A 25,576-nucleotide genomic window follows, 5' to 3' on the forward strand; every position below is an offset into this window, starting at 1 on the left:
CGTAGGAAAGCTCTACCCCATATGAAACAGATGAGACTTTCCTACGTAAATTTCTTGCGAACGGCGAAAACTGTCACCCACCGAAACCCGGCAGCATCCGTTGGCGGCGACGGTCGATCGTGGCAGGATGGCAAGGTTATCGACCGAGACTTTTTGCCCATGCCGCCATCCCAAGCCAAGAATCTGTCCCTGATCGCTGCCATAGACCTGGGCTCCAACAGCTTCCACATGGTCGTCGCCAAAGCCCAGAACGGGGAAATCCGCATTCTTGAGCGGCTCGGCGAGAAGGTCCAGTTGGCCGCCGGCATCGACGAAGAGCGCAAGCTGAGCGAAGAATCCATCCAGCGCGGGCTCGATTGCCTCAAGCGCTTTGCCCAACTGATCAACGGCATGCCCCTGGGCGCCGTGCGGATCGTCGGCACCAACGCCTTGCGCGAAGCGCGCAACCGGGGCGAGTTCATCCGCCGCGCCGAAGAGATCCTCGGCCATCCGGTGGAAGTCATTTCCGGCCGAGAGGAAGCCCGCCTGATCTACCTGGGCGTCTCCCATACCCTCGCCGACACCCCGGGCAAGCGCCTGGTGGCGGACATCGGCGGTGGCAGTACCGAATTCATCATCGGCCAACGCTTCGAGCCGCTGCTGCGCGAGAGCCTGCAGATGGGCTGCGTCAGCTACACCCAGCGGTATTTCCGCGACGGCAAGATCACCCCGGCTCGCTATGCCCAAGCCTACACGGCGGCGCGCCTGGAAATCATGAGCATCGAACACGCCTTGCATCGCCTGACCTGGGACGAGGCCATTGGCTCCTCCGGAACCATCCGCGCCATTGGCCTGGCCCTCAAGGCCGGCGGCCATGGCGCAGGCGAGGTCAATGCCGAGGGCCTGGCCTGGCTCAAGCGCCGGGTGTTCAAGCTCGGCGAGTCGGACAAGATCGATTTCGAAGGCATCAAGCCCGACCGTCGGGCGATTTTCCCGGCGGGCCTGGCGATTCTCGAAGCGATTTTCGATGCCCTGGAACTGCAACGCATGGACCACTGCGAGGGCGCCCTGCGCGAGGGCGTACTCTACGACCTGCTGGGACGGCATCACCATGAGGATGTCCGCGAGCGCACCCTGGGCTCGCTGATGGAGCGCTACCACGTGGACCAGGAACAGGCCGTGCGGGTCGAACGCAAGGCGCTGCACGCCTTCGACCAGGTGGCTGACGACTGGGACCTGAACGACGGCGTCTGGCGCGAATTGCTGGGCTGGGCCGCCAAGGTTCATGAAGTGGGCCTGGACATCGCCCACTATCACTACCACAAGCACGGCGCCTACCTGATCGAACACTCGGACCTGGCGGGCTTCTCCCGGGAAGACCAGCAGATGCTCGCGCTGCTGGTGCGTGGGCACCGGCGCAACATTCCCAAGGATAAGTTTGCCGAGTTCGGCGATGACGGCATCAAGCTGATTCGCCTGTGCGTGCTGCTGCGCTTCGCGATCCTGTTCCACCACATCCGCGGCACCCAGGCCATGCCCCAGGTGGCCCTGCGCGCCGACGGCGATCAGCTGGACGTGATGTTCCCCGACGGTTGGCTGGAAGAAAACCAGCTGACCCAAGCCGACTTCGCCCAGGAAGCCGAGTGGCTGACCCGGGTGGGGATTGTGCTGAACATCCACTGATCCAGCAGCGCAAGCCAACTGTGGCGAGGGAGCTTGCTCCCGCTGGAGGGCGAAGCCCTCCCAAGGATCTGGGGCTGCTGCGCAGCCCAGCGGGAGCAAGCTCCCTCGCCACGAAAAGCTGAGCCTGCCCCTTCCAGAAAACCTCTAGCTAACCGTCAACACCGGGCTGCTCAAGCGCTCCAGCAACGTCGCCTGGGCGCTGCGCGGGTTCTGGTTGCCGGTTGGCGTGTTGCGGATGTAGCGACCGTCCGACTGCAGGCTCCAGCTGTGGGTGTTGTCGGTGAGGTAGCTTTCCAGCTCCTTCTTGACCCGCAGGATGAGCTTCTTGCCCTCCACCGGGAAGCAGGTCTCGACTCGCTTGTCGAGGTTGCGCTCCATCCAGTCGGCACTGGACAGGAACATCTGCTCCTCGCCTCCGTTGAGGAAGTAGAACACCCGCGTGTGCTCCAGGAAGCGCCCGATGATCGAGCGCACATGGATGTTATGGGACACCCCCGGGATGCCCGGCCGCAGGCAGCACATGCCCCGCACCACCAGGTCGATGCGCACGCCGGACTGGCTGGCCTTGTACAACGCACGGATGATCTTCGGATCGGTCAGCGAGTTGAACTTGGCAATGATGTGGGCCGGCTTGCCATCCAGGGCGAACTGCGTCTCCCGGGTGATCATGTCGAGCATGCCCTTCTTCAGGGTGAACGGCGCATGCAGCAACTTCTTCATGCGCAGCGTCTTGCCCATGCCGATCAACTGGCTGAACAACTTGCCGACGTCCTCGCACAAGGCATCGTCCGAGGTCAGTAGGCTGTAGTCGGTGTACAAGCGGGCGTTGGCGGCGTGGTAGTTACCGGTGCCCAAGTGAGCGTAACGCACGATCTCCCCGGCTTCGCGGCGCAGGATGAGCATCATCTTGGCGTGGGTCTTGGAACCGACCACGCCGTAGATCACCACCGCACCGGCCGCTTGCAGACGGCTGGCCAGTTGCAGGTTGGACTCTTCGTCGAAGCGCGCGCGCAATTCGATCACCGCGGTGACTTCCTTACCGTTGCGCGCCGCGTCCACCAGGGCGTCGACGATTTCCGAGTTGGCGCCGCTGCGGTACAGGGTCTGGCGCACCGCCAGGACGTGCGGGTCCTTGGCGGCCTGGCGCAGCAGGTCGACCACCGGCGTGAACGACTCGAACGGGTGCAGCAACAGGATGTCCTGCTTGCTGATCACGCTGAAGATGTTCTCGCTGTTTTGCAGCAGTTTCGGGATCTGCGGCGTGAACGGCAGGTATTGCAGTTCCGGGTGGCTGTCCAGACCGGTGATGCTGAACAACCGGGTCAGGTTGACCGGGCCGTTGACCTGATACAGCTCGGTTTCGTGCAGGTTGAACTGCTTGAGCAGGTAATCGGACAGGTGTTTCGGGCACGTGTCGGCCACCTCCAGGCGCACCGCATCACCGTAGCGACGGGAGAACAGCTCGCCGCGCAAGGCGCGGGCCAGGTCTTCGACGTCTTCGGTGTCCACCGACAGGTCGGCGTTGCGGGTCAGGCGGAACTGGTAGCAACCCTTCACCTTCATGCCCTGGAACAGGTCATCGGCGTGGGCGTGGATCATCGACGACAGGAACACATAGTTGTCGCCCGTCCCGCCCACGTCTTCCGGTACACGGATGATACGTGGCAGCAGGCGCGGCGCCGGAATGATCGCCAGGCCGGAATCGCGACCGAAGGCGTCGATGCCTTCCAGTTCGACGATGAAGTTCAGGCTCTTGTTGACCAGCAACGGGAATGGGTGCGTCGGGTCGAGGCCGATCGGGGTGATGATCGGCGCGATCTCGTCGCGGAAATAGCGGCGCACCCAGGTCTTGATCTTGGTGTTCCAGTTGCGCCGACGAATGAAGCGGACCTGATGCTTCTCCAGCTCCGGCAACAGGATGTCGTTGAGAATCGCGTACTGGCGGTCCACCTGGCCGTGGACCAGCTCGCTGATACGCGCCAGGGCCTGGTGCGGCTGCAGGCCATCGGCACCGGCCTGTTCACGGGCGAACGTGATCTGCTTCTTCAGGCCGGCGACACGGATCTCGAAGAACTCATCCAGGTTGCTGGAAAAGATCAGCAGGAACTTCAAGCGCTCCAGCAATGGATAGGACTCGTCCAGCGCCTGCTCCAGCACGCGGATGTTGAACTGCAGTTGCGACAGCTCGCGGTGGATGTACAGGCTGCTGTCATCCAGGTTGGGGATCGCAATCGCCGGGGCCGGGGCGGGCTCGGTGGCCGCAGGCGGAGCGGGCTCCATCTGCGGTGGTGTCTCGGCGATTTGCTCGACCACCGGTTGAGCGTCTTTTACGGCAACTTCAGAGAGTCCTTCGGTATTCATCGCAAGTTCCTGGGAGGCTATTTCTGCTCTCGTAGCAATTGGGCGGCGCGCACGGCGAAATAAGTCAGGATGCCATCGGCGCCTGCGCGCTTGAAAGCGGTCAGCGATTCGAGGATCACCCCTTCGCTCAACCAGCCGTTCTGGATCGCGGCCATGTGCATGGCGTACTCGCCGCTGACCTGATAAACAAAGGTCGGCACTTTGAATTCGTCTTTGACCCGGCAAAGAATGTCGAGGTAGGGCATGCCGGGCTTGACCATGACCATGTCTGCCCCTTCTGACAAGTCGGCCGCGACTTCGTGCAGGGCTTCATGGCTGTTGGCCGGGTCCATCTGATAGGAGGCCTTGTTCGCCTTGCCCAGGTTCAGGGCCGAACCGACCGCGTCGCGGAACGGGCCGTAATAGGCGCTGGCGTACTTGGCCGAATAGGCCATGATCCGCACGTTGACGTGGCCGGCCACCTCGAGGGCTTCGCGAATCGCCTGGATCCGTCCGTCCATCATGTCCGACGGCGCGACCACCTGGGCACCGGCCTCGGCGTGGGACAACGCCTGCCTGACCAGTGCATCGACGGTGATGTCGTTCTGCACATAACCGTCTTCGTCGAGGATGCCATCCTGGCCGTGGGTGGTGAACGGGTCCAGCGCCACGTCGGTGATCACCCCAAGCTCCGGGAAGCGGGCCCGCAGGGCACGGGTCGCGCGCTGGGCGATACCGTCCGGGTTCCACGCCTCGGCGGCGTCCAGGGACTTGAGGCCAGAGGGCGTGACCGGGAACAGCGCCAGCGCCGGAATGCCCAGTTCGACCCACGTCGCAGCCGCTTCGAGCAGCAGGTCGATGGTCAGCCGCTCCACGCCGGGCATCGACGCCACCGCTTCGCGACGGTTCTCACCGTCCAGCACGAACACCGGCAGGATCAGGTCGTCGGTGGTCAGCACGTTTTCACGCACCAGCCGACGAGAGAACTCATCACGGCGATTGCGACGCAGGCGGGTGGCAGGGAACAGACGATTGGCGGGGGTAAAGCTCACGGCAGACTCCTGAGCCCGCTGACGGGCGAGCGTGACAGTTATAAGCGGCCATTATGACGAACGTATGACAGTTGTGTGCACCTGTGACCTGTCGTCGCAGTTATTGTCGTTGTAGGAAATGTTCACGTCGAGACACATTTCGATACTTTCCTGAATGTGTCTGAAGGGTTAGGCTGCGCGTTCATTTCGCCAGCACCCAGACAATGCTCCAGCAATTTCTACATGACTTCGGCTACCTGGCCCTGTTCATCGGCACGTTCTTCGAAGGTGAAACCATCCTCGTGCTTGCAGGTTTCCTGGCATTCCGCGGCTACATGGACATCAATCTCGTGGTGGTCGTGGCGTTCTGCGGCAGCTACGCCGGTGACCAGCTGTGGTATTTCCTGGGCCGCAAGCACGGGCGCAAGCTGTTGGCGCGCAAGCCGCGCTGGCAATTGATGGGTGATCGCGCCCTGGAGCACATCCGCCGGCACCCGGACATCTGGGTCCTGAGCTTCCGCTTCGTCTATGGCTTGCGCACGGTGATGCCGGTGGCGATCGGCCTGTCGGGCTACCCGCCGGGCCGTTACCTGTTGCTCAACGGCATCGGCGCGGCGATCTGGGCCACGGCGCTGGCCGCCGCCGCGTATCACTTCGGCGCGGTGCTCGAAGGCATGCTGGGTAGTATCAAGAAATACGAGTTGTGGGTACTCGGCGCCTTGTTGGTCCTCGGTCTCTGCCTGTGGCTGCGTCGCCGCATCAAGAATGCGCGGCTGGCGAAGAAGACCCTTGAAGCCGAACGCCTGGCGCAGAGCCGGCCCGCTGAACCTACGACGCCAACCGAGTGAATCGGCTCCGGCAGCCATACAGGCCGATGCCGCTGAGCAGACCGTAACTGAACACACCGACCCAGGCCAGTGGGCTGGCCGGCCATAACCCAGCCATCGGCGCCAGCCACACCAGCAGCAGGCTCGACACCAGCCGCAGGCACTCCAGCCGTAGCGCCCACGGGCGATTCTCCAGGGTCGCGCCCAGCACGAACAAACCCAGCGCCACCGTGCCCCAGCCCAACACCAGTGCGGCCACCGGCAAACGCGTCTCCAGATTCATCAAATAACTGCCCAAGGCAATGTAGACGCAGAACTGCAGCACCACGTACCACTGCTGGCGCCCATCCAGCGGCACCTCGAATTTCTCGAAACGGCTCAGGTCCGGCTTGGCCAGCGGGTACTTCGCCGCCACGTCCGCCGGCCGCCAACCGGTGGGCATGAACCAGATCCGCACCTTGTCCCACCAGCGTCCGGCTCGTCGAGCGTCCGACCACAGCTGGGCGTAAAACTGCAGGTTGGCCCACAGCGGATTCCAGCTGGCCAGTGGCGTGGTGACGCCGAAGATCACCGGCTCGTTGTCGTCTTCTTCCTGGAAGGTGCCGAACAGACGGTCCCAAATAATGAACACCCCGCCGTAGTTGCGATCCATGTAGAGAGGGTTCTGTGCATGGTGGGCGCGATGATTGGACGGCGTGACGAAACACCACTCCAGCCAGCCGAGCTTGGGAATGTGTTGGGTGTGGACCCAGAACTGGTACAGCAGATTCAATGCCGCGACGCTGACGAACACCCCCAGCGGCACCCCGGCGACCGCCAGCGGCAGGTAGAAGGCCCAGCTCAGCAGGAAGCCGGTGCTGGTCTGGCGCAACGCCGTGGACAAGTTGTAGTCCTCGCTCTGGTGATGCACCGAGTGGGCGGCCCAGAGGATGTTGCGCTCATGGCCCATGCGGTGCAGCCAGTAGTAGCACAGGTCGTAGAGCACGAAGGCGAACACCCAGGTCCAGGCCTGGTCGCCCGGCAACGAGAAGATCGCCAGGTGCTTCAAGGCAAAGGCGTAGGTCACCAGGCCCACGCCCTTGGTCAGGAGGCCGGTGGTGGTCGACAGCACGCCGGTGCTCAGGCTGTTGATCGCGTCCGCGACCCGGTAGTGGCTGACCCCGCGCCAGCGATCGGCCAGCAATTCGACGGCAATCAGGACGAAGAAGAACGGCACGGCATACAGAATGAAATTCATGATGCGACCCGGGCAAGCGAAGCAGGGAGATAGTCGGCAGATTAGGTGTAGCTGCCGGATAACCCTATGGCAACGAATGACAAATTAGTGGACATTTAACGCCATGAATCTGGAGAAAAACCCATGAGCAAAAAAATTGCAGTGATCCTTTCCGGCTGTGGCGTGTACGACGGCGCCGAAATCCAAGAGAGCGTGATCACCTTGCTGCGCCTCGACCAGCGCGGCGCCCAGGTCCAATGTTTCGCCCCCGACATTGCTCAACGGCATGTGATCAACCACCTGACGGGCGAAGAGATGCCCGAGAGTCGCAACGTGCTGGTGGAGTCGGCGCGGATCGCCCGGGGCGAGGTCAAGGACCTGCGCGAGGCCAACGTCGAGGATTTCGACGCGTTGATCGTGCCCGGCGGCTTTGGCGCGGCGAAGAACCTTTCCAGCTTTGCCGTCGAGGGCGCCGGGTGCACGGTCCAGCCGCAAGTGCTGGCCCTGGCCGAAGCCTTTGCCGAAGCCGGTAAACCGGTCGGTTTGATGTGCATCTCGCCGGCCCTGGCGGCAAAAATCTACGGCCCTGGCGTGCTCTGCACCATCGGCACCGACGCCGACACGGCCGCCGCCGTGACCAAGATGGGCGGCACCCACGAAGACTGCGCCGTCACCGACATCGTCGAGGACACCGCCCGCAGACTGGTTACCACTCCGGCCTACATGTTGGCCAAGAACATCAGCGAAGCGGCCTCGGGCATCAACAAGCTGGTGGACCGGGTGCTGGAACTGACCCACGAAAACGACGCCTGACCTTCCCGCCCAGTCCCACAGAGATAGCCTGGACCCTGTGGGAGCGGGCTTGCTCGCGAAGACGTCGGTTCAGCCGGCCTATTCGTTGGCTGACACACCGCTTTGGCGAGCAGGTCAGCTCCCACAGGGGCGCTGAGCAGGATTCAAGATTGACGCGCCAATTGCGTCAATAGCCGATCCAGCGCATTGGCGAATACCTGCTTGTCCCGCTCGCTGTACGCCGCCGGGCCGCCGCCGACATGGCCCTGTTCACGCAGGTCAGTGAACAGGTTGCGTACCGCCAGCCGCTCCCCCATGTTCTGGGCATCGAATGCCTTGCCGCGGGGATCAAGGGCCGCGACGCCCTTCTTCACCAATCGGTCGGCCAGGGGCACGTCGCTGCAGATCACCAGTTCGCCCGGCGCGGCGTGCTCCACCAAATAGTCGTCCGCAGCGTCGGGGCCACTGGGCACCACGATCAGCTTCACACAGGCCAGGCCTGGCTTGATCTGCGGCTGACCCGCCACCAACACCACCTCGAACCGACGCTTCAGGGCGAACTTGACCACCAGGTCCTTCGCCGCCCTGGGACAAGCGTCGGCGTCGATCCAGACGCGCATCAGGACACCTGCACCTTGCGCTTCTCCGCTACCCAGCTACGGCCATACAGCACGACGATCGCCAGGATCGCCACCACTTGTGCGGCCAGCGAATAGGCATCGGCATGAATACCCAGCCAGTCGAAGTCGAAGAAGGCCACCGGACGGGTACCGAAGATCCCAGCCTCCTGCAACGCCTTCACGCCATGGCCGGCGAACACCACCGACAGCGCGCACAGCAACGCGGCGTTGATGCTGAAGAACAGCGCCAGCGGCAACTTCGCCGAGCCGCGCAGGATCACCCAGGCCAACCCGACCAGCAGGACCAGCGCTGTCGCGCCACCCGCTAACACCGCGTTGTGCCCGGCGGGACCTGCCTGCAACCACAGGGTTTCGTAGAACAGGATCACTTCGAACAGTTCGCGATAGACCGAGAAGAACGCCAGGATCGCGAAACCGAACCGGCCGCCGCCCCCCACCAGACTGCTTTTGATGTAGTCCTGCCAGGCCGCCGCGTGGCGCCGGTCGTGCATCCACACCCCCAGCCACAACACCATCACACTGGCGAACAACGCGGTGGCGCCTTCGAGCAACTCACGCTGGGCGCCGCTGACGTCGATCACATAGGCGGCCAGCCCCCAGGTTGCCAGGCCGGCCAGCAACGCCAGGCCCCAGCCGATGTTGACGCTGCGCACCGCCGATTGCTGGCCGGTGTTACGCAGGAACGCGAGGATCGCCGCCAGTACCAGAATCGCTTCCAGGCCTTCACGCAGCAGGATCAACAGCCCGGAGATATAGCTCAGCGACCAACTCAAGCCATCGCCGCCCAACAGGTCGGCGGACGCCTTGAGTTTCGCCTTGGCCGCATCCAGGCGCTGGGCAGCCTGCTCCACCGGCAAACCGTCCTGCAGCGACTGACGGTAGGCCATCAGGGCTTTCTCGGTGTCTTTGCGCACATTGGCGTCGACGTTATCCAGCGAGCTCTCCACCAGCTCGAAACCTTCCAGGTAGGCCGCTACCGACAGGTCATAGGCCTGGTCATGGTCACCGGCACGATAAGCCGCGATGCTTTTGTCCAGGGTCGCCGCGGTGTAGTCGAGCAACTGCGCCGGGCCGCGTTGCACCTGCGGGGGCTGCGCACGCTGGGCTCGGAAGGTGGCCGCCGCTGCTGGGCCCTGGGCGGCGAGGACTTCGGCCGGGGTCTGGCGGGCGAGGTCGGCCAGGTTGTAGGTCTGCTCGCCCTTGGCAGCGGCCGGGTCGGCGCTGAAGCTGGCGATGTAGGTGGCCAGGTCCCAGCGTTGACGGTCGTCGAGCTGATCGGCGAAGGCCGGCATGTCGGTGCCTTCGATGCCCATGCCGAGGGTGTTGTAGATCGCATAGAGGCTCAGGCGATCCAGGCGCTGGCCATCGCGCAGGTTGGCCGGCGGTGGCTCGAGGCCGACGCCGGCCGGGCCATCGCCGGCGCCGTTGGCACCGTGGCACACCGAGCAATTCTGGGCATACAGCGGCGCGCCACGGCTCGGGTCCGGGGTGATCACCGGCGCCTGGCTGACCTCATACGCCACCGCCAGCCGCGCGCCCAACTGCCGCGCCTGGCGGGCGACTTCGGCGCCCTCCTGGCGCTGGGTGATTGCACTGCGCAGGGCGCCGATGCCCTGGGTCAGCTCAGCCTTCTGCGGCTTGGCCGGCAGCCCGGCGATCAGCCCTTCCAGCGCCTGGGTGAATTCCAGCTGTTCACGGTACTCGGCCTCGTCGATGACCTTGCCTGCCTCGACCGTCGCCGGATAATCCGCCCCGATGTAATCCAGCAGATGCAGCGCCTGGGGGGCGCCTTCGACGGTGTCGGCCAACAGATAGGGGCTGCACAGGGCAAGCAACGGCAGTGCGAGCCAGGCCAGGAAACGAAGCGGGGCAGTCATGAATGACTCTCGATTGGTAATAAGAAGTAACACATTGTTCACTTCCAATGCCTTCGGCTCAAGGGCCGATGTGATTTAGGGGCATATTTTCATCGGATATTCACCCTTTGGAGGTGATGTCACAAAAACGGCATTTCGAAATTGAAAAGCCATTACATAGCCAAGCGCCACGTTTATAATCCCGCCGCCTTCTTATCGTTGGATGGCATAAGAGCTCCTCGCTTGATGAGGAACCGACAGCGCAGCGACGCCTGTCCGTGGGATCGTTCCAGCCCGACCCGCACACCCCCGGCTGCTATTCAGGGAAGAAATGTTCATGGCATCCCGTGCCGTTTTTTCGATCGCCCTCGGGGCGGTGACCTTGTTGTCCGGCTGCTCGGCCTTTCGCAACTACGATGGCGAACTGGCCCAGACCAACCAGCAGTTGGCTTCCGGCAATGTCGACGCAGCGCTGACCCTGCTGGAAAAGAACAACAGCAGCCAAGACAAAGACCTGCTGTATTACTTCGAGAAAGGTGAGCTGCTGCGGGCCAAGGGCGACCTGTCCGGCAGCCAGACCGCCTGGAACAGTGCCGACCAGCAGGTTGGCCAGTGGGAAGACGCGGTCAAACTCGACACGGCCAAGTACGTGGCGCAGTTCGGCAGCTTCCTGGTCAACGACAAAGTCCGCCGCTATGAAGGCTACGACTACGAAAAAGTCATGCTCACCACGCAGATGGCCCTGAACCTGCTGGCCGTGAACGACTTCGACGGCGCACGGACCCAGATCAAGAAAACCCACGAGCGCGAAGCGGTGATCGCCGACCTGCGGGACAAGGAGTACCTCAAGCGCGAGGAAGAAGCCGAGCAGCAAGGGGTCAAGACCGAGTACAAGGATCTCAAGGGCTACCCGGTGGCCAGCCTCGACGCCCCGGAAGTGGTCAGCTTGAAAAACAGCTACCAGAGCGCCTTCAGCCATTACCTGGCCGGTTTCGTCTACGAAGCCCTGGGGGAAAAGGACCTGGCTGCGCCGGGCTACCGCAAGGCCGCCGAACTGCGCCCGAACACGCCGCTGCTGGAGCAGGCCCTGCTCAATCTTGACAAGCCCGCCACCAAGACCGACGACAGCGACGTCCTGATTGTGGTGCAGAGCGGCCTGGCGCCGTCCCGGGACTCGGTGCGCATTCCCCTGCCCCTGCCCATCAGCGGCAACCTGGTGATCACGCCGTTGTCGTTCCCGGTGATCAAGCCCGATACCTCCACGGCGACGTTCGCCCAGATCGGCGTCGACGGCCGCCAGATGGACCTGACTCAACTCAACAGCACCACCGCCATGTCCCGCCGCGCCCTGCGCGACGATATGCCCGGCATCATCCTGCGCACCACCGTGCGGGCGATCACCAAAGGCGTGGCGCAAAAGCAGATCAACGACACCAACCCCCTGGCCGGCCTGGCCGTGGGCCTCACCTCGGCGATCCTCGAGGGCGCCGACACCCGTACCTGGCGCACCCTGCCGGACTACACCCAGGTGGTACGCCTGCGCCTGAAGAAGGGCGAGCACCAGGTCACCCTGCCAAGTGCGGTGGGCGGCTCGGTGGTCAAGGTCAACGTGGATCAGCGCTACCAGGTCATCAGCCTGCGGGCGGTGGGCAACCAGGTTTTCGCCGGCGGCCTGGCGGCCCAGGTGATCCCGACTGCCACCCCGAGCGCGGTCGCCAGCCTCAAACAACCTTAAGAACGGAGTCTTTGTTCACATGCGTCTAAAACTGATCGCCGTCGGCGCCCTGGCCTTGCTGGCCGGTTGCGCCACCCCGCCGCCACCGGAGCCGGGCACCGCTGCCAGCAAGGTCGTGGCCATGGGCAAGACCAAGAACATCGTGGTCGGCGCCATGCGCGTGGCCCGGGAAAACGGCTACATGACCGTCAATGTGCAGCTGAGCAACACCAGCTACAACAACAAGACGATGTACTACCGCTTTGCCTGGCTGGGACCGGAAGGCTTTCCGATTGCCGAGGAAGAAACCTGGAAGACCCTGACGCTGTATGGCGAGCAGACCAAGTTCCTCCCGGCCATCGCGCCAACGCCCAAGGCGGTGGACTTCCGGTTGGAAATCAATACGCCTTGAGGCCGGTTCTGTCAGTCGAGCCAATGCCGATTCTGTGGTGAGGGGATTTATCCCCGTCGGGCTGCGAAGCAGCCCCCACCTCTCGCATCGGTAAGCCTGTCAGAGGGTGTCCAGCTGTTTATTTCGGGCTGCTGCGCAGCCAGCGGGGATAAATCCCCTCGCCACAAAAACCATTACGCCGACATTTGAGAGCCCCCACATGTTCCTACGCATTTCCTCCCTCGCCCTCGCCGTCCTGCTGGTCAGCGGCTGCGCCAACAACTCGCCGGTACTGGGCAACAAGAACATCAGCTATGGCGACACCAAGGCCGTGGAAACCGTCACCAACGAGTTCGGCTCCACCGACCTGCAGATGATCGCCGAGTCCATGACCCGCTCCCTGGCCCAATCCGGCGTCCTGCAGGGCCGTCCGGTGGTTCAGGTCTACGACGTGAAGAACAAGACCAGCGAATACATCGACACGCGGGAAATCACCACCAGCATCAAGACCCAGCTGATGAAGACCGGGGCCGCGCGTTTCGCCAGCGACAACAACGCCATGGACAGCCAGGTCGACCAGCTCAAGTTGCAGAACCAGAGCGGTCTCTACAAGAAGAGCACCGTGGCCAAGACCGGCAACATGATCGCCGCCAAGTACCGCATCGAAGGCTCCATCAGCTCGATCGTCAAGCGCAGCAGCGACTACAAGGACGTCTTCTACAAGTTCAGCCTGCAATTGATCGACGTCGAGAGCGGTCTGGCCGAGTGGATGGACGAGAAAGAAATCCGCAAGACCACGGAGCGTTAAGCCATGCGCACATGGATTGGCATCATGGCCCTGGCCTGCGCGTTCACCGCGCAGGCGGCCCCGAAAGTCGCCGTCACCGACCTGGCGTACCAGGAGCGGGTGGAGGAATACATCCACACCGTTTCGGCCCAGAGCAACTTCCAGGCGAACGCCTACAGCGCCAGCGCTTCGTCGAGCTACGACGAAATGGAAGCCACCAGCAGCTACATCGAGCAGGGTGAATTGCGCAAGTTCACCGGCGACATCAAGGGCGAGATCCTGCGCAGCGGGATGTTCCAGCTGGTGCAGGGCACGCCGTACACCGCCTCGTCCAAGGGCGACGTCTATGACGTCATCAAGCGAATCAAGGCCGGGAACTTCAAGGGGGCCGACTACGTATTGTTCGGCACGGTGTCGGACATCGACTTCACCCGCGACATCAACGAGCTGGCGAACACCAACAGTTACTCGGCGGTGCTGGCGTTGACCCTGGTGGCGGACTTCAGCCTGATCAACACCAAGACGTTCGAAATCACCTCGGCGTTCACCGCCATGGGCGAAGGCCAGGACACCAAGCTGCTGAACCACCGGGACGTGCACATCAGCCTCAACCGCCCGCGGGTCGTGCGTGAAGTGTCCAAGGCCCTGGGGGAAGACGTGGCGCGGCAAATGAGCGAACAGCTCGGCGGCCCGAGCTACGAACAACCCCGCGAGCCCGCGCAGCGTAACAACCTGCCACGGGATACGGCGCCGGTGATCCTGCGCTAAGTCTTAGCGCCAATGGATGATGTTTCTGTGGCGAGGGAGCTTGCTCCCGCTCGGTCGGTCCGACGCCTCGGACATAGCGACCGCAGGCTTTTGGGGCTGCTGCGCAGCCCAGCGGGAGCAAGCTCCCTCGCCACAGGTCCGCCGTGTCTCCAGTGCCTTTTCCGATAGAACGGATTACACCGCCGCCTTGCGAATCGTCGCCAGCAACCCTGCCGCGCCAATGAACAGCCCGGCAAACGTACGGTTCATCCGCCGTTGCTGTTTCGGGGTGCGCAACAGACGCAAGACCTTCGACGCCAACCCGGTGTAGCCGGCCATGACGATCAGGTCGACGCAGATCATGGTCGTGCCCAGGATCAGGTATTGCTGGATCAGGGGTGCGTGGGGGTCGATGAACTGCGGCAGTACCGCCAGCATGAACACCAGCGCCTTGGGGTTGCTGATGTTGACCAGGAAACCGCGAAACACCAGCGCCATGGGTTTGCCGATCGGCCGCACGGCCGCGTCATCGCTGATGTCGCTGGGAATGGCCCGCCACTGCTTGATGCCCAGGTAGACCAGGTACGCCACGCCAAACCATTTGATCGCATAGAACGCCGTGGCCGAGGCGGTGAGGATCGCCCCCACGCCGGCGGCAACGATGGCGATCTGCAGTGCCAGGCCCAGTTGCAGGCCCAGGGCATTCCAGTAGCCACGCCAGAAACCGTATTGCAGGCCGCTGGACATCGATGCAATGGCACCGGCACCCGGCGAAAGACTGATCACCCAGCAGGCGGCGAAAAACGCCAACCATGTTTCCAGCACCATTGCACACCTCGGCTCGAATTCGTCGAAACGAATACGCTAATGCGCCGCTGCACGGTTGACCACTGTTTTTTTCTGCTCGGGTTGAAGGGGGACTGCGAAGACCGCCCTACTCGACGAAACCGCCGACCGGGAATGCCTCGCTGCCACGCCAGCGCCGGACCGAACGCTGGAAGAACAGACTGTTGGGCACTTGCACCATGGAGCTGCCGGTGCCGAGCTCCTCAGGCTCGATCAGCGTGGTGTAGAGCAGGTTGATCGCCACCACCCGCCCCTTGATGCCGGGCTTGTCGGTGGCCTCCACCAACTCCACCACGTCCCCCAGGCGAAACGGGCCGACGGTGTAGATCAGCACGGCGCAGAGCAGGTTCGACAGCACACTCCAGATGGCGAAGAACGCCACCGCCGCCACCGCGACGAAGCCCGACAGGGCGGTCCACAGCACCGTGGCCGAAACACCCAGGCGCTCCAGCACGATCAACACCGCACTGCCCATGATCAGCCAGCGCAGCACACCCCGCAGGATGATCAGCAACTGCGGCGGGAAGGGATAGCGCTCGCCCAGGCGCGTGAGGGCGCGCGCCACGAAGCGCTGGGCAAAGTAACCGACCAGCAGGATCAGCAGGACTTGCACACCGAGCCAGATCGGCTCGATCCACATCACGGGAACAGGCAACGCCAGGGCTTCCATCAGGACAACGCCTCCAGCTCCGCTTGCAGGTTTTCCAGCACTTCCAGGGCTTGCATCCAGGCTTCCTCCAGCTCCGCTTCTCGAACTTTCAGCTTGGCCTGTTCGGCCAGCAGGTCACGCAACTCATCTTTGCGCGCCGCCTCGTAGAGACCGCTGTCACCCAGGCTGGTTTCGATTTTCTGCAGCTTTTCATGCAGCTTGCCCAGTTCGGCCTCGAGCTTGTCGGCCTCGCGCTTGTGGGGCGCCAATTGCTGGCGCAAGGCGGCTGCGGCCTGGCGCTGGGCTTTTTTGTCGGTCTTGTCCGGGTTGACCGGCGTGGTGCTGACCGGTGCGTTGCGCTGGCGATAGTCCACCAGCCAACGTGCGTAATCCTCCAGATCGCCGTCGAATTCCTCGACCTTGCCGTCGGCCACCAGGAAGAAGTTGTCTGTGGTGCTCTTGAGCAGATGTCGGTCGTGGGACACCACCAGCACGGCGCCACTGAATTCCTGCAAGGCCATGGTCAGGGCCAGGCGCATTTCCAGGTCCAGGTGGTTGGTCGGTTCGTCGAGCAGCAACAGGTTGGGCCGGCCCCAGGCGATCAGCGCCAACGCCAGGCGAGCCTTTTCACCACCGGAGAAATTCAGCACCGGCTCATCGATGCGCGCGCCACGGAAATCGAAGCCACCGAGGAAATCGCGCAGGGTCTGCTCGCGCTCGGTCGGCGCCAGGCGTTGCAGGTGCAGCAGCGGGCTGGCCTTGGCATCGAGAGAATCGAGCTGATGCTGGGCGAAGTAGCCGACCACGGTGTTCTCGCCACGGGTCAGGCGACCGCCCAACGGCTGGAGTTCACCGGAGAGGTTCTTGATCAGGGTCGACTTGCCGGCGCCGTTAGGCCCCAGCAGGCCAATCCGCGCACCGGGGGTCAGTTGCAGCTTGACCTTCTCCAGCACGGTCTTGTCGCCGTAGCCCAGGCGTGCGTCGGACAGGTCGATCAGCGGGCTGGAGATTTTTGTCGACTCGCGGAAGACAAAGTCGAACGGCGAATCCACGTGGGCCGCCGACAGCTCCTCCATCCGTTCCAGCGCCTTGATCCGGCTCTGGGCCTGGCGGGCCTTGGTGGCCTGGGCCTTGAAGCGGGCGATGTAGCTTTCCATGTGCGCACGCTGCGCCTGCTGCTTCTCGTAGGCCTGCTGTTGCTGGGCCAGGCGCTCGGCGCGGGCGCGCTCGAAGGCGCTGTAGCCGCCACGGTACAAGGTCAGCTTGCGCTGATCGACATGGGCGACGTGATCGACCACGGCATCGAGGAAATCGCGGTCGTGGGAAATCAGCAGCAGCGTGCCCGGATAACCCTTGAGCCAGTCTTCGAGCCAGATGATGGCGTCGAGGTCCAAGTGGTTGGTCGGTTCATCGAGCAACAAAAGATCCGAGGGGCACATCAGGGCCTGGGCCAGGTTGAGGCGCATCCGCCAACCGCCGGAGAAATCGCCGACCTGGCGGTCCATCTGCTCATTGGTGAACCCCAGCCCGGCGAGCAATTTGCGCGCGCGAGCGTCGGCGGTGTAGCCGTCGGCGCTGTCGAGTTCCGAGTGCAGGCGGGCCTGGGCGGCGCCGTCGTGGGCCGCCTCCGCCGCCGCCAGGTCGCGTTGAACCTGACGCAGGCGCAGGTCGCCATCGAGCACGTAGTCCACCGCCAGCCGCTCGAGGGTATCGACCTCCTGGCGCATGTGGGCGATACGCCAATCGGCCGGCAGCATGCAATCGCCCGAGTCCGGGTGCAGCTCGCCGCGCAGCAAGGCGAACAGGCTCGATTTGCCGGCGCCGTTGGCACCGATGAGGCCGGCTTTGTGGCCGGCGTGCAGGGTCAGCTCGGCGTCTTCTAGCAGACGTTGCGGGCCACGCTGTAAAGTCAGGTTCTGAAGTCGGATCATAATGGCGGCGGAGTCTACCAGCTTCGCTCGCAACTGGCGCGAGTAGCACGATGTCCCCTGACCTTTGGCGTTTCTCCCTGGACCTCTATGCCAAGCCCGGCGTGGAAGCCGCCTGCCTGGCATCGCAAGAGGCCGGCATCAACGTGTGCCTGCTGCTGTGCAGCCTATGGCTGGACCAGCGCGGCGTGCCCTGCAGCGAACCCCGACTGCACACGCTTAGACCGTTGGCCGAGGCCTGGGACGCCGAGGTGGTCAGGCCCCTTCGCAGCCTTCGCCGGCAATGGAAAACCATGGCCCAGCAAGACCCGGCGCTCGACAACCTGCGCGAACAGGTCAAGCGGCTGGAGCTGGAGGCCGAGCGGCGGTTATTGGAACGATTGGAAGCGGCGGCCAAGGATTGGCCACCGGCACAGCACGAGGGTTCAGCCCAATGGCTGCAAGCGCTGGCGGCGAGTGTCGAACCCGCGCACCACGACGCGCTGCATCAGCTGCGCGTCGTGGTGTCCGGCACTTAGGAAGCGCTGGTTGGGGTGCTGGTGCTCGGCGCCACGGAAGCGGACGGGCTGACTGCCGGCGCTGGAGTGCTGGCGGTTGGCGCAGGGGACGCTGCCGGAGCAGGCGCGGCGGTGGCCGGTTTGGCGGCAGGCGCAGCCGACGGTTTCGCGGCCGCTGGTTTTTTCACGGCGGGTTTGGCTGCTGGCTTGGCAGCAGTAGGCTTCGCAGCAGCTGGCTTGGCGGCCGCTGGCTTGGCAGCAGGTTTGGCCGCCGCTTTGGCAGGTGCCTTGGTCGCGGCAGGCTTGGCGGCGGGTTTTACGGCCGGCTTGGCTGCAGCGGGTTTGGCCGCCACTGTTTTGGTGGCTGCTGGTTTGGCGGCGGGTTTCGCGGCGGCTGTTTTGGCAGCGGGTTTTGCCGCCGGCTTGGCGACAGGTTTAGCGGCCGGTTTTGCAGCGGTGGTTTTCGTCGCAGCGGGTTTGGCAGCTGCGGTTTTTGCGGCAGGCTTGGCAGCCGGTTTAGCCGCCGGTTTTACCGCAGGCTTGGCCGCGACAGGCTTGGCGGCCGCGGTTTTTGCAGCCGGTTTGGCGGCCGCTTTAACGACTGGCTTTTTGGCCGCAGGTTTTGCAGCGCTGGCAGCGACGGGTTTGGCCGCTGGCTTGCTCGCGGTCTTGGCGGGTGCTTTCACAGCAGGCTTGGCCGCTACCTTGGCGGGCGTTTTTGCCGCGGCAGGTTTAGCCGCCGGCTTCTTGGCCGATACAGCAGCAGGCTTGGCGGCACGCAGTGTCAGCGCCTTGCCCGCAGCCTCTTGCACGCGACCTACGCCCTGGGCCAGTTTCAGGCTTTCCTGGGCATCGCGTTTGAGTTGGAGAATGTAGGCGCGGGTTTCGGACTGACGATCCTTCAAGGCGTCGAGCAGGTCTTCGAGTTCTTTCACGCCGTCCTTGGCCTTGGCTTGTGCCTTGGCCTTGCCGGCGGTGGCGGCGTCTTGCAGTTTGGTGCGCGACTTGTGCAGTTTTTCCTGCGCCTTGCCGCGTTGTTTTTCCAATTTGGCGAGCAGTTTTTCAGCATCAGCCATCGCTTGGGAGCAGGCATTTTCCAGATGCTCGAGCAAGCTGCCCGAGAGTTGTTGGAGCAAGTGCAACGGAGTGTTTACAGGCTTCTTGGTGGCCGACATGGTTTACCTCCTGACTGACGTGAGTGCGGCTCATACTAGACCTCTGCTGCAACCGCCGCTAGGGCATGTTGACAGTACACAAGAGGTTGCGTTGCAAGGTACGAAAAATCTTCTTCATCCGCGCCAGGGCAACCCACCTCTGCACCTGTCGGCACTGGCATAATCCCTCGATTCGAGGCCGGAGATCCCCCATGTTGCGTCACCTGTTCCTGTCCCTGTGCATGCTTGGCTCCATGGCCCAGGCCGCTGACAAAACCAACGCAAACGATGCCCACGACCTGGCCTACAGCCTGGGCGCGAGCCTGGGTGAACGCCTTCGCCAGGACGTGCCCGACCTGCAGATCCAGGCCTTGGTCGAAGGCCTGCAACAGGCTTACCTGGGCAAGCCGCTGGCCCTCAGGGATGAACGCATCGAACAGATCCTGGCCGCGCATCAAGCGCAACTGACAGCGCAGTCGCTGCCACCTCAGGACGCGAAGGCGTTGAAGACGGAGCAGACATTTCTCAACGAAGAAAAGAACCGACCCGGCGTCCAGCAACTCGCGGACGGCATCCTGCTGACGGAGCTCAAGCCAGGCAAAGGTGCGAAGGCAGGCCCCCATGGCAAGGTCCAGGTGTTGTACATCGGGCGGTTGCCGGACGGCACCGTATTCGACGCCAATCACCAGGCCCAGTGGTTCAATCTCGACAGTGTGATTGACGGCTGGCGCAGCGCATTGCCGCAGATGCCGGTCGGCGCGAAGTGGCGCCTGGTGATTCCTTCGACCCTGGCCTATGGCGCCGAAGGTGCCGGGGATGTGATCCCGCCGTTCACGCCGCTGGTGTTTGAAATCGAACTGCTCGGCGCGACGGGCTAAGGTCGCCCAAACGAAAAACGGTGCGCCACGCGCACCGTTTTTTCATGCCTGCAAACCTTCAGGCCTGGACTGCGGCTTCTTCCTTGTGTGCGTTGTGCAGCACTTCGATCAGGCAGTCTTCCAGCTCGAAACGCTCGTGCAGCAAGCCGCCCAACTCCTTGAATTTCTCAGCCACGCACTTGCCTTCATCGCACAGGTCGTTGAACGCCAGCAGCTTCTCGGTGATGACGTCGATGCGCGGGTAGATCTGCTCGGCGAGCTCCAGGCCACGCTTGTCGTTGAAGGCCTTGGCCTCGCCCGTCAGTTGTTCGTAGATCTCGAAATGACCGGCCGATACATAGTCGACCAGCACACCGCAGAACTCCTGCAAGGGCTTGCGGCTTTCGCTCAGCGCTTCAGGCTTGTCGCCGAGGACGTCATAGGCCCGCACCAGTTCGTGACGCTCCTGCAACCAGCGATCGATCAGCAGATGCACCCCACCCCAGCGTTCCTGAGCATTCTGACAACTTTCGAGCATGGTGATTTCTTCCCTTGTGAGTCATGCCCCTCGCAGCCTGCGCACACCTGGATAACCAGGGACAAGCCAGACACAACATGTTCGAGTGACACGATTCCGATGACACGTGCGGGCCAGATTATGCCCGCACGACTACCGCTTCAAGGTACGCAGGCGATAAAGTTCATACAAGTGTTTAATCCAGCACCCGGGCCCACTGCGACGTATCGCCGCCGAGTGGTCGTGCCAGAGCACTCCAGGCAAGGCGCAGCAGCAGATAGGTCATTGCGACGGACACGGCGAGAAAGAACAGCAAGCTCCATTCGGGGATGCTCAGGTCGAACAGCGTCCAGGTGATGTTCGCGCAATCGACCACCCCATCGAGCACCCGACGCAACGCACACCACCAGGATTGCACCCCGGTCATGGGGGTGACGCAATCAGCCACCGCCTGGACCGAACGACTCTGCATCAGGACCTGATGCCAGGCCAGCGTCATCCCCCCCGACGCGAACACCCACCCCAACGCCCCATAGACGATGCTGCCCGAACGCCCCGGGCCGTGCACGCAGGCCACGAGGCTGTTCACCAGCAACAACAGCAGGCACACCCGCTGCAAGACACACAGGCTGCACGGCGTCAGGCCGACCGAATATTCCAGGTAACTGGCGATGCCCAGTGCCAGGGCCGCGGCGATGGAAGCCATGAGAAACAAGAAGCGCGAGCAAGCCAAAAACATGGCGGTTCCGTAGCAGAAGAGACAAGTCGTTACGGTAGAGGAAAGCCCTCGGGCCTTTCAAGGCAGGCTCGCGCAGACACTTCACCAGGGATGTAGGGAATTCCCGACAGAGACAAAGGGACTTGTTACAGCTCGCTGTAGGACTTTGCTAAGGGCACTGACAAAAGCCCTTCAAGCGATGGCTGATCATCGCTTGTAACGCAATAAAAGCCGTGGCGAGGGAGCGGCGCCCTCGCCACGATGACTCAGGCCGCTCACGTCGACAGCACCTGCGCCGACACCGGCAGCGGCGCCGCCAGCAGGCGCTCATCGAGCAAGCCCAGTCCTTCCTGGAACAACTGATTGCTGCGCTCGGCGTCGCCCAACTGCGCCAACAGGCGCGCCAACTCTGCGCAGGCTTCGGGATTGCGCTGGATCCGCAGGCTGCTTTCCAGGTAATCCCGGGCCTTGCCCCACAAGCTGTTCTGCAGGCAGAGACGCCCCAGGGTCAGCAGCAGGCTCGGATCGGCCGGATGGTCCTTGAGCCAGCCTTCGGCCGTTTGCAGTTGCCGGACCGGATCACTGCCGCGGACCAGCCCATACAGGCGTGCAAGATGGCTGTCGTAGTGGCGCTTGAGCGCGATGCGCAGCGCCTCTTCGGCTTCGATCTGCGCGCCCAGTTGCCGCAACTGCTCGGCATACGCCAGCACCAGCGCCGGCTCCTGGCGCTGGGCGGAGGTCAATTGTTGCCAGGCCCGGTTCAACGATTGCAGGCCGACGCTGCCATCCTCTTCGCGGTGGGCCGCCAGGGTGAGGTTCTCGCCCCACGCCCGACGCTCCAGCTCAGCCAGCTCGGCGGCAGGCAAGACCTTGTCCTTGCGCAGCTCGGGCAGCAGCCGGATCACCGCCGACCAGTCGCCGCGCTGCTGATGCAGCCGTTGCAACTGGCGCAGCACCTGGATGTTATGTGGATGGCGTTCGTGCATGGCTTGCAGCGTCTCCAGCGCCCCCTCGGTGTCGCCCCGGTCGGTCTGCAACTGCGCGTGAGTCAGGGCAATGGCCAGTTCCGCCTGGGGCTGGCGCTCCAGGGCGCGCTCCAGCAGGCTGTCGCTCTGCTCGTAAAGCCCTTGTTCATTGGCCGCGCGGGCCGCGCCGAGGTAATACAACAGGGGTTGGCGCTCGGCTTCGGCGGCGCGGTGCAAGTGCCGTTGGGCACTGGCCCAGCGACCTTCGGCCAGGTCCAGCTGGCCGTGCTCGATCGCCACTTGCACACGTCGGCTGCGGTTGCGGCGCGACCACGGGTTGACCACGCCGCTGGAGGTGGTCACCAGCCCGATCAACGCAACCACCGCGCGCCACAGCAGCCAGAACACCGCCACCAGCGCCAGGGTGACCCACAGGCCGGCTTCGTAACGGAAGTTTTTGTACGCCACCAGTACGTAACCCGAATGCTCCGCGATGGCCACGCCCAGCAAAGCGGCGACGGCGATGACCACGAACACAATCACGTAGAGGCGCTTCATGGCGTGGCCTCCTGGGCGCCCGCCTTGGGCAGCGGCTTGACCGACTCTTCGGCATTGAGGTTGCGCCGCTCAAGATAGGCCTGGACGCTGCTCAGGGTGCCCGTCAGGTCCGGCGTGACCACGGTCACCGGCTGGTTGGTCAGCTCGGCCACGCGTTCGAGCATGATCTTGATCTGGGGGTTGTCCTGGTTGAAGTTGTTTTTCAGCACGTCCCGCGCCTCGGTCAGCGCCTGGGTGTACACCGGCGCCTGCCCATTGAGGGCCGCCCATTGGGCCTGCTCCAGCGCCAGGCTCAAGGCCAGGCGCACTTGCATCAGGCTTTGCCCGGCCAGGAGCGGACGGACGTTCTCATCGGCGTTGAAGTCGATGCGGATGTAACGCGAGATCTGGTCCCACCACTGTGCCCAGCGGCTGGCACCATCACCATCGGCCGTCAGGCCCAGCAGGGACTCGCCGCGATCCTTGTATTCCGGCGCCAGCTCGCTGAGCTGCAGCACCTGGTCTCGCAGGGCGCCCAGTTGCAGGAACAGTCCGGTGCGATCCGGCTGCTCGGTGCTGCGCAACGCGGCCAAGGTCTTGGCCAGTTGTTCGCGGGCGGCGAACGAACCGGGGTCATCTTGTTCGCGCAGGATTTCGTCGGCGCCCTGGACCAGCGCCTGGGCGCTGCTGATGTCCTGCAAGGCGGAAAGACGCAGGCTGGCCAGGCGCAGCAAATGCTCGGCCTCGGCCAGGCGCCAGTCCTTGCGGCTGGCACCGAGCACGGTTTCCAGGCGCTGGCTCAGGTGCTGCTGGTCACCTTGCAGCTGGGCCACCAGGCGACGACGTTCCTCCAGCTCTTCGGCGCCAGGCAACTGGGCCAGGCGCTCGGTCAGGCGCTGCTCATTGAGCTTGAGGGTCTGGGCCTGGTCGTTCAGCGCCTGGACCTGGGCGGACTGTTGCTGGTTGTTGGTTTGCAGGTGACGCACCTGCCACACACCCCAGCCGCCAACCGCTACGCCGGCGGCCCCGAGCAACAAGGCAAAAATAGCCAGCCCGTTGCCGCGACGCGGCGCCACCGGGGCCGGGGTTTCAACCGGCGCGTCGAGCACCGGCTGGTCTTGATCTGCTTTTGGCAAGGCTGTTTCGCTCACGTATCCATCCTTCGCATTAGAAAACGGCACGGAGTGTTCCCGTAACGCCGCCAGCAAAGCCGCGGCGCTAGCGCCACGGCAATCCACAACTGTTCGGGCCCCGGCGGCACGCGCCATCTCGGCAACCCTTGGGCTTGGCACAAACAACGGTAGCCGTGCCAGCGTCGGCCAGGCATCGCCGGCCAACCGCTGCAGATGCTCCAGGCCCTGCCCACTGCTGACCACCAGTGCGTTCAAGCGTTCCGCTTCAACCCGCGCCGACAGCTCACCTTCGGCGTAATGAGGAATGTCGCGTCGGTACAACTCCAGGTAATCGACACTAGCACCTTGCTCGCGCAAACGCTCTGCCAGCAAGCCGCGCCCGCCTTCGCCACGCACGATCAAGACCCGCGGATCGGGCCGGCTGACAGCCTGGCGCAACGCGGGAAGTTCGAGCAAGGCTTCGCTGTCGTCACCGTTGTCGGGATAAAACACCGTGAGGCCGGCGTCGGCGAGAATCTGCCCGGTGGCCGCCCCCACGCTGAACCACGGCTGATCGGGCGGCTCGGGCCAGAGCAGGCGCAGTTGTTCGATGCACAGGCGGGCGGCGGGCTTGCTGACCACGATCACGGCACAGTATTGGTCCAGGGATTGGAGCATCGCCCGCCCGGCATCCGACAGCGGGATCGGCTCGATCGCCAGCAACGGCAGGCTGCTGCTGAAGATACCCGCATCAGCCAAGACAGCCGCCAAGGCCGACGACTCATCCTGCGGCCGTGTGAGCAGCAGCCGCCACCCCGTCACGCGTGGCCCGCCTCGCCGTAGACCGCCTTGAGAATGTCGGCGGCGCCCTGGCTCAGCAGGTCTTCGGCCACGCGCACACCCAGCGCCTCGGCATCGCGATGCGGCGCCCGGGCCTCGGCACTGAGCAACCGGCCGCCATTGGGATCGCCCACCAGGCCACGCAACCAGACCTGCTCGCCTTCCAACACGGCGTAACAAGCGATCGGCACCTGGCAACCGCCGTTCAGATGCTTGTTGAGGGCGCGCTCGGCGAATACCCGGGTGGCGGTGTCTTCATGGTGCAACGGCGCCAGCAAGGCATGGATGTCGCTGTCGGCGCTGCGGCACTCGATGCCCACGGCGCCCTGCCCACCTGCTGGCAGGCTGTCGTCGACGCTGATGGCCGAGGTGATACGGTCTTCGAAACCCAGGCGGATCAGGCCGGCGGCGGCGAGGATGATCGCGTCGTACTCGCCGGCGTCGAGCTTGGCCAGACGCGTGTTCACGTTGCCACGCAGGAAACGGATCTGCAGGTCCGGGCGGCGCGTCAGCAATTGTGCCTGGCGACGCAGGCTGGAGGTGCCCACCACACTGCCGGCTGGCAATGCCTCGAGGCTGGCGAACGTGTTGGAAACGAATGCATCGCGCGGGTCTTCCCGCTCGCAGATGCAAAACAGGCCCAGGCCTTCAGGGAAGTCCATGGGCACGTCTTTCATCGAGTGCACGGCGATGTCGGCTTCGTTGTCCAGCAACGCGGTTTCCAGTTCCTTGACGAACAGGCCCTTGCCGCCAATCTTCGACAGGGGGGAGTCGAGCAGCTTGTCGCCGCGACTGACCATGGGCACCAGGGTCACGACCAGCCCGGGATGGGCGGCTTCCAGGCGGGCTTTGACGTATTCGGCCTGCCAGAGGGCCAGGGCGCTTTTACGGGTGGCGATGCGGATCTCGCGAGGGGACATGGATCAATCCGTACTTAAAAGATACGGCAGAT

Annotated in this window: 23 protein-coding genes and 1 pseudogene; 9 read left to right on the top strand and 15 right to left on the bottom strand. The window is 63.7% G+C overall.

Features of this window, described 5'->3' with window-relative positions:
* The first annotated feature begins 159 nt into the window (after positions 1-159).
* Positions 160-1,662: an exopolyphosphatase gene (ppx, locus tag V3H56_RS26365; protein ID WP_042730916.1), complete on the top strand. Its 1,503-nt coding sequence runs from the start codon at positions 160-162 to the stop codon at positions 1,660-1,662.
* A 144-nt stretch (positions 1,663-1,806) separates the two neighbouring features.
* Here the strand turns inward: ppx and ppk1 are convergent, their stop codons facing one another.
* Together ppk1 and hemB are read right to left on the bottom strand one after the other, a co-directional pair.
* Positions 1,807-4,023 carry a polyphosphate kinase 1 gene (ppk1, locus tag V3H56_RS26370; RefSeq protein ID WP_338474023.1) on the bottom strand — a complete coding sequence of 739 codons (2,217 nt, stop codon included), beginning with the start codon at positions 4,021-4,023 and terminating at the stop codon, positions 1,807-1,809.
* A gap of 17 nt (positions 4,024-4,040) precedes the next feature.
* Complete coding sequence (gene hemB / locus V3H56_RS26375) at positions 4,041-5,054, bottom strand: porphobilinogen synthase (RefSeq protein WP_047735797.1); 1,014 nt, start codon at positions 5,052-5,054, stop codon at positions 4,041-4,043.
* A 203-nt stretch (positions 5,055-5,257) separates the two neighbouring features.
* Here hemB and V3H56_RS26380 point away from each other — a divergent pair, with 203 nt between their 5' ends.
* Positions 5,258-5,881, top strand: coding sequence for a DedA family protein (locus V3H56_RS26380; RefSeq protein ID WP_042731153.1), 624 nt, complete (start codon positions 5,258-5,260; stop codon positions 5,879-5,881).
* Here the strand turns inward: V3H56_RS26380 and V3H56_RS26385 are convergent.
* Entirely contained in the window at positions 5,862-7,097 is a 1,236-nt protein-coding gene (locus V3H56_RS26385) for a sterol desaturase family protein (protein ID WP_338474024.1), read from the bottom strand. The genes V3H56_RS26380 and V3H56_RS26385 overlap by 20 nt on opposite strands.
* A gap of 123 nt (positions 7,098-7,220) precedes the next feature.
* On the opposite strand from V3H56_RS26385, the gene elbB reads away from it, so the two are divergent.
* The gene (gene elbB, locus V3H56_RS26390) at positions 7,221-7,889 is read left to right on the top strand and encodes an isoprenoid biosynthesis glyoxalase ElbB (protein WP_338474025.1); all 669 of its coding nucleotides are present in this window, start codon (positions 7,221-7,223) and stop codon (positions 7,887-7,889) included.
* Positions 7,890-8,032: 143 nt separating this feature from the next.
* On the opposite strand, the gene V3H56_RS26395 is transcribed toward elbB, so the two are convergent.
* Together V3H56_RS26395 and V3H56_RS26400 are read right to left on the bottom strand one after the other, a co-directional pair.
* Positions 8,033-8,488, bottom strand: coding sequence for a YaiI/YqxD family protein (locus V3H56_RS26395; RefSeq protein WP_042731150.1), 456 nt, complete (start codon positions 8,486-8,488; stop codon positions 8,033-8,035).
* Positions 8,488-10,386, bottom strand: coding sequence for a cytochrome c/FTR1 family iron permease (locus V3H56_RS26400; protein WP_047735795.1), 1,899 nt, complete (start codon positions 10,384-10,386; stop codon positions 8,488-8,490). The genes V3H56_RS26395 and V3H56_RS26400 overlap by 1 nt, the downstream gene beginning before the upstream one ends.
* 316 nt (positions 10,387-10,702) lie before the next feature.
* Here V3H56_RS26400 and V3H56_RS26405 point away from each other — a divergent pair, with 316 nt between their 5' ends.
* The 4 genes from V3H56_RS26405 to V3H56_RS26420 all read left to right on the top strand — a co-directional run bounded on the left by V3H56_RS26405 (position 10,703) and on the right by V3H56_RS26420 (position 14,025).
* Positions 10,703-12,100: a hypothetical protein gene (locus V3H56_RS26405; RefSeq protein WP_338474026.1), complete on the top strand. Its 1,398-nt coding sequence runs from the start codon at positions 10,703-10,705 to the stop codon at positions 12,098-12,100.
* A gap of 19 nt (positions 12,101-12,119) precedes the next feature.
* Positions 12,120-12,491, top strand: a complete 372-nt coding sequence (locus tag V3H56_RS26410; protein ID WP_042731148.1) for a YcfL family protein — start codon at positions 12,120-12,122, stop codon at positions 12,489-12,491.
* A gap of 199 nt (positions 12,492-12,690) precedes the next feature.
* The gene (gene lpoB, locus V3H56_RS26415; protein WP_042731147.1) at positions 12,691-13,278 is read left to right on the top strand and encodes a penicillin-binding protein activator LpoB; all 588 of its coding nucleotides are present in this window, start codon (positions 12,691-12,693) and stop codon (positions 13,276-13,278) included.
* A 3-nt stretch (positions 13,279-13,281) separates the two neighbouring features.
* The gene (locus V3H56_RS26420) at positions 13,282-14,025 is read left to right on the top strand and encodes a hypothetical protein (protein ID WP_042731146.1); all 744 of its coding nucleotides are present in this window, start codon (positions 13,282-13,284) and stop codon (positions 14,023-14,025) included.
* Between the two features lie 174 nt (positions 14,026-14,199).
* Here the strand turns inward: V3H56_RS26420 and rhtB are convergent, their stop codons facing one another.
* From rhtB to V3H56_RS26435, 3 genes are all read right to left on the bottom strand, one after another.
* The gene (gene rhtB, locus V3H56_RS26425; protein ID WP_042732880.1) at positions 14,200-14,832 is read right to left on the bottom strand and encodes a homoserine/homoserine lactone efflux protein; all 633 of its coding nucleotides are present in this window, start codon (positions 14,830-14,832) and stop codon (positions 14,200-14,202) included.
* 106 nt (positions 14,833-14,938) lie between these two features.
* Entirely contained in the window at positions 14,939-15,520 is a 582-nt protein-coding gene (locus V3H56_RS26430; RefSeq protein ID WP_042732879.1) for a mechanosensitive ion channel family protein, read from the bottom strand.
* The gene (locus tag V3H56_RS26435; protein WP_047735794.1) at positions 15,520-17,430 is read right to left on the bottom strand and encodes an ATP-binding cassette domain-containing protein; all 1,911 of its coding nucleotides are present in this window, start codon (positions 17,428-17,430) and stop codon (positions 15,520-15,522) included. The genes V3H56_RS26430 and V3H56_RS26435 overlap by 1 nt, the downstream gene beginning before the upstream one ends.
* A 50-nt stretch (positions 17,431-17,480) precedes the next feature.
* Here V3H56_RS26435 and V3H56_RS26440 point away from each other — a divergent pair, with 50 nt between their 5' ends.
* Positions 17,481-17,945 carry a TIGR02444 family protein gene (locus V3H56_RS26440; RefSeq protein WP_042730377.1) on the top strand — a complete coding sequence of 155 codons (465 nt, stop codon included), beginning with the start codon at positions 17,481-17,483 and terminating at the stop codon, positions 17,943-17,945.
* Here V3H56_RS26440 and V3H56_RS26445 read toward each other — a convergent pair.
* The gene (locus tag V3H56_RS26445; RefSeq protein ID WP_338474027.1) at positions 17,942-19,099 is read right to left on the bottom strand and encodes an AlgP family protein; all 1,158 of its coding nucleotides are present in this window, start codon (positions 19,097-19,099) and stop codon (positions 17,942-17,944) included. The genes V3H56_RS26440 and V3H56_RS26445 overlap by 4 nt on opposite strands.
* Positions 19,100-19,290: 191 nt before the next feature.
* Here V3H56_RS26445 and V3H56_RS26450 point away from each other — a divergent pair, with 191 nt between their 5' ends.
* Positions 19,291-19,956: an FKBP-type peptidyl-prolyl cis-trans isomerase gene (locus V3H56_RS26450; protein ID WP_042730379.1), complete on the top strand. Its 666-nt coding sequence runs from the start codon at positions 19,291-19,293 to the stop codon at positions 19,954-19,956.
* Between the two features lie 58 nt (positions 19,957-20,014).
* Here the strand turns inward: V3H56_RS26450 and V3H56_RS26455 are convergent, their stop codons facing one another.
* The 6 genes and pseudogenes from V3H56_RS26455 to hemC form a co-directional block, all read right to left on the bottom strand.
* Entirely contained in the window at positions 20,015-20,473 is a 459-nt protein-coding gene (locus tag V3H56_RS26455; RefSeq protein ID WP_042730380.1) for an Rsd/AlgQ family anti-sigma factor, read from the bottom strand.
* Positions 20,474-20,648: 175 nt separating this feature from the next.
* A complete protein-coding gene (locus tag V3H56_RS26460) occupies positions 20,649-21,191 on the bottom strand; it encodes a disulfide bond formation protein B (RefSeq protein WP_047735791.1) in 543 nt (180 codons plus the stop codon).
* A 254-nt stretch (positions 21,192-21,445) separates the two neighbouring features.
* Complete coding sequence (locus V3H56_RS26465) at positions 21,446-22,693, bottom strand: heme biosynthesis protein HemY (RefSeq protein ID WP_042730382.1); 1,248 nt, start codon at positions 22,691-22,693, stop codon at positions 21,446-21,448.
* Positions 22,690-23,823, bottom strand: coding sequence for a uroporphyrinogen-III C-methyltransferase (locus tag V3H56_RS26470; protein ID WP_047739431.1), 1,134 nt, complete (start codon positions 23,821-23,823; stop codon positions 22,690-22,692). The genes V3H56_RS26465 and V3H56_RS26470 overlap by 4 nt, the downstream gene beginning before the upstream one ends.
* 84 nt (positions 23,824-23,907) lie before the next feature.
* Positions 23,908-24,606 (bottom strand): annotated as a pseudogene (locus V3H56_RS26475) (uroporphyrinogen-III synthase); the annotation flags it as partial.
* Positions 24,603-25,544, bottom strand: coding sequence for a hydroxymethylbilane synthase (hemC, locus tag V3H56_RS26480; protein ID WP_047735789.1), 942 nt, complete (start codon positions 25,542-25,544; stop codon positions 24,603-24,605). The pseudogene V3H56_RS26475 and the gene hemC, both read right to left, overlap by 4 nt.
* Positions 25,545-25,576 lie beyond the last annotated feature (32 nt).

The sequence above is a fragment of the Pseudomonas sp. MS646 genome, from assembly GCF_036693845.1.
Lineage (GTDB): Bacteria > Pseudomonadota > Gammaproteobacteria > Pseudomonadales > Pseudomonadaceae > Aquipseudomonas > Aquipseudomonas chlororaphis_E.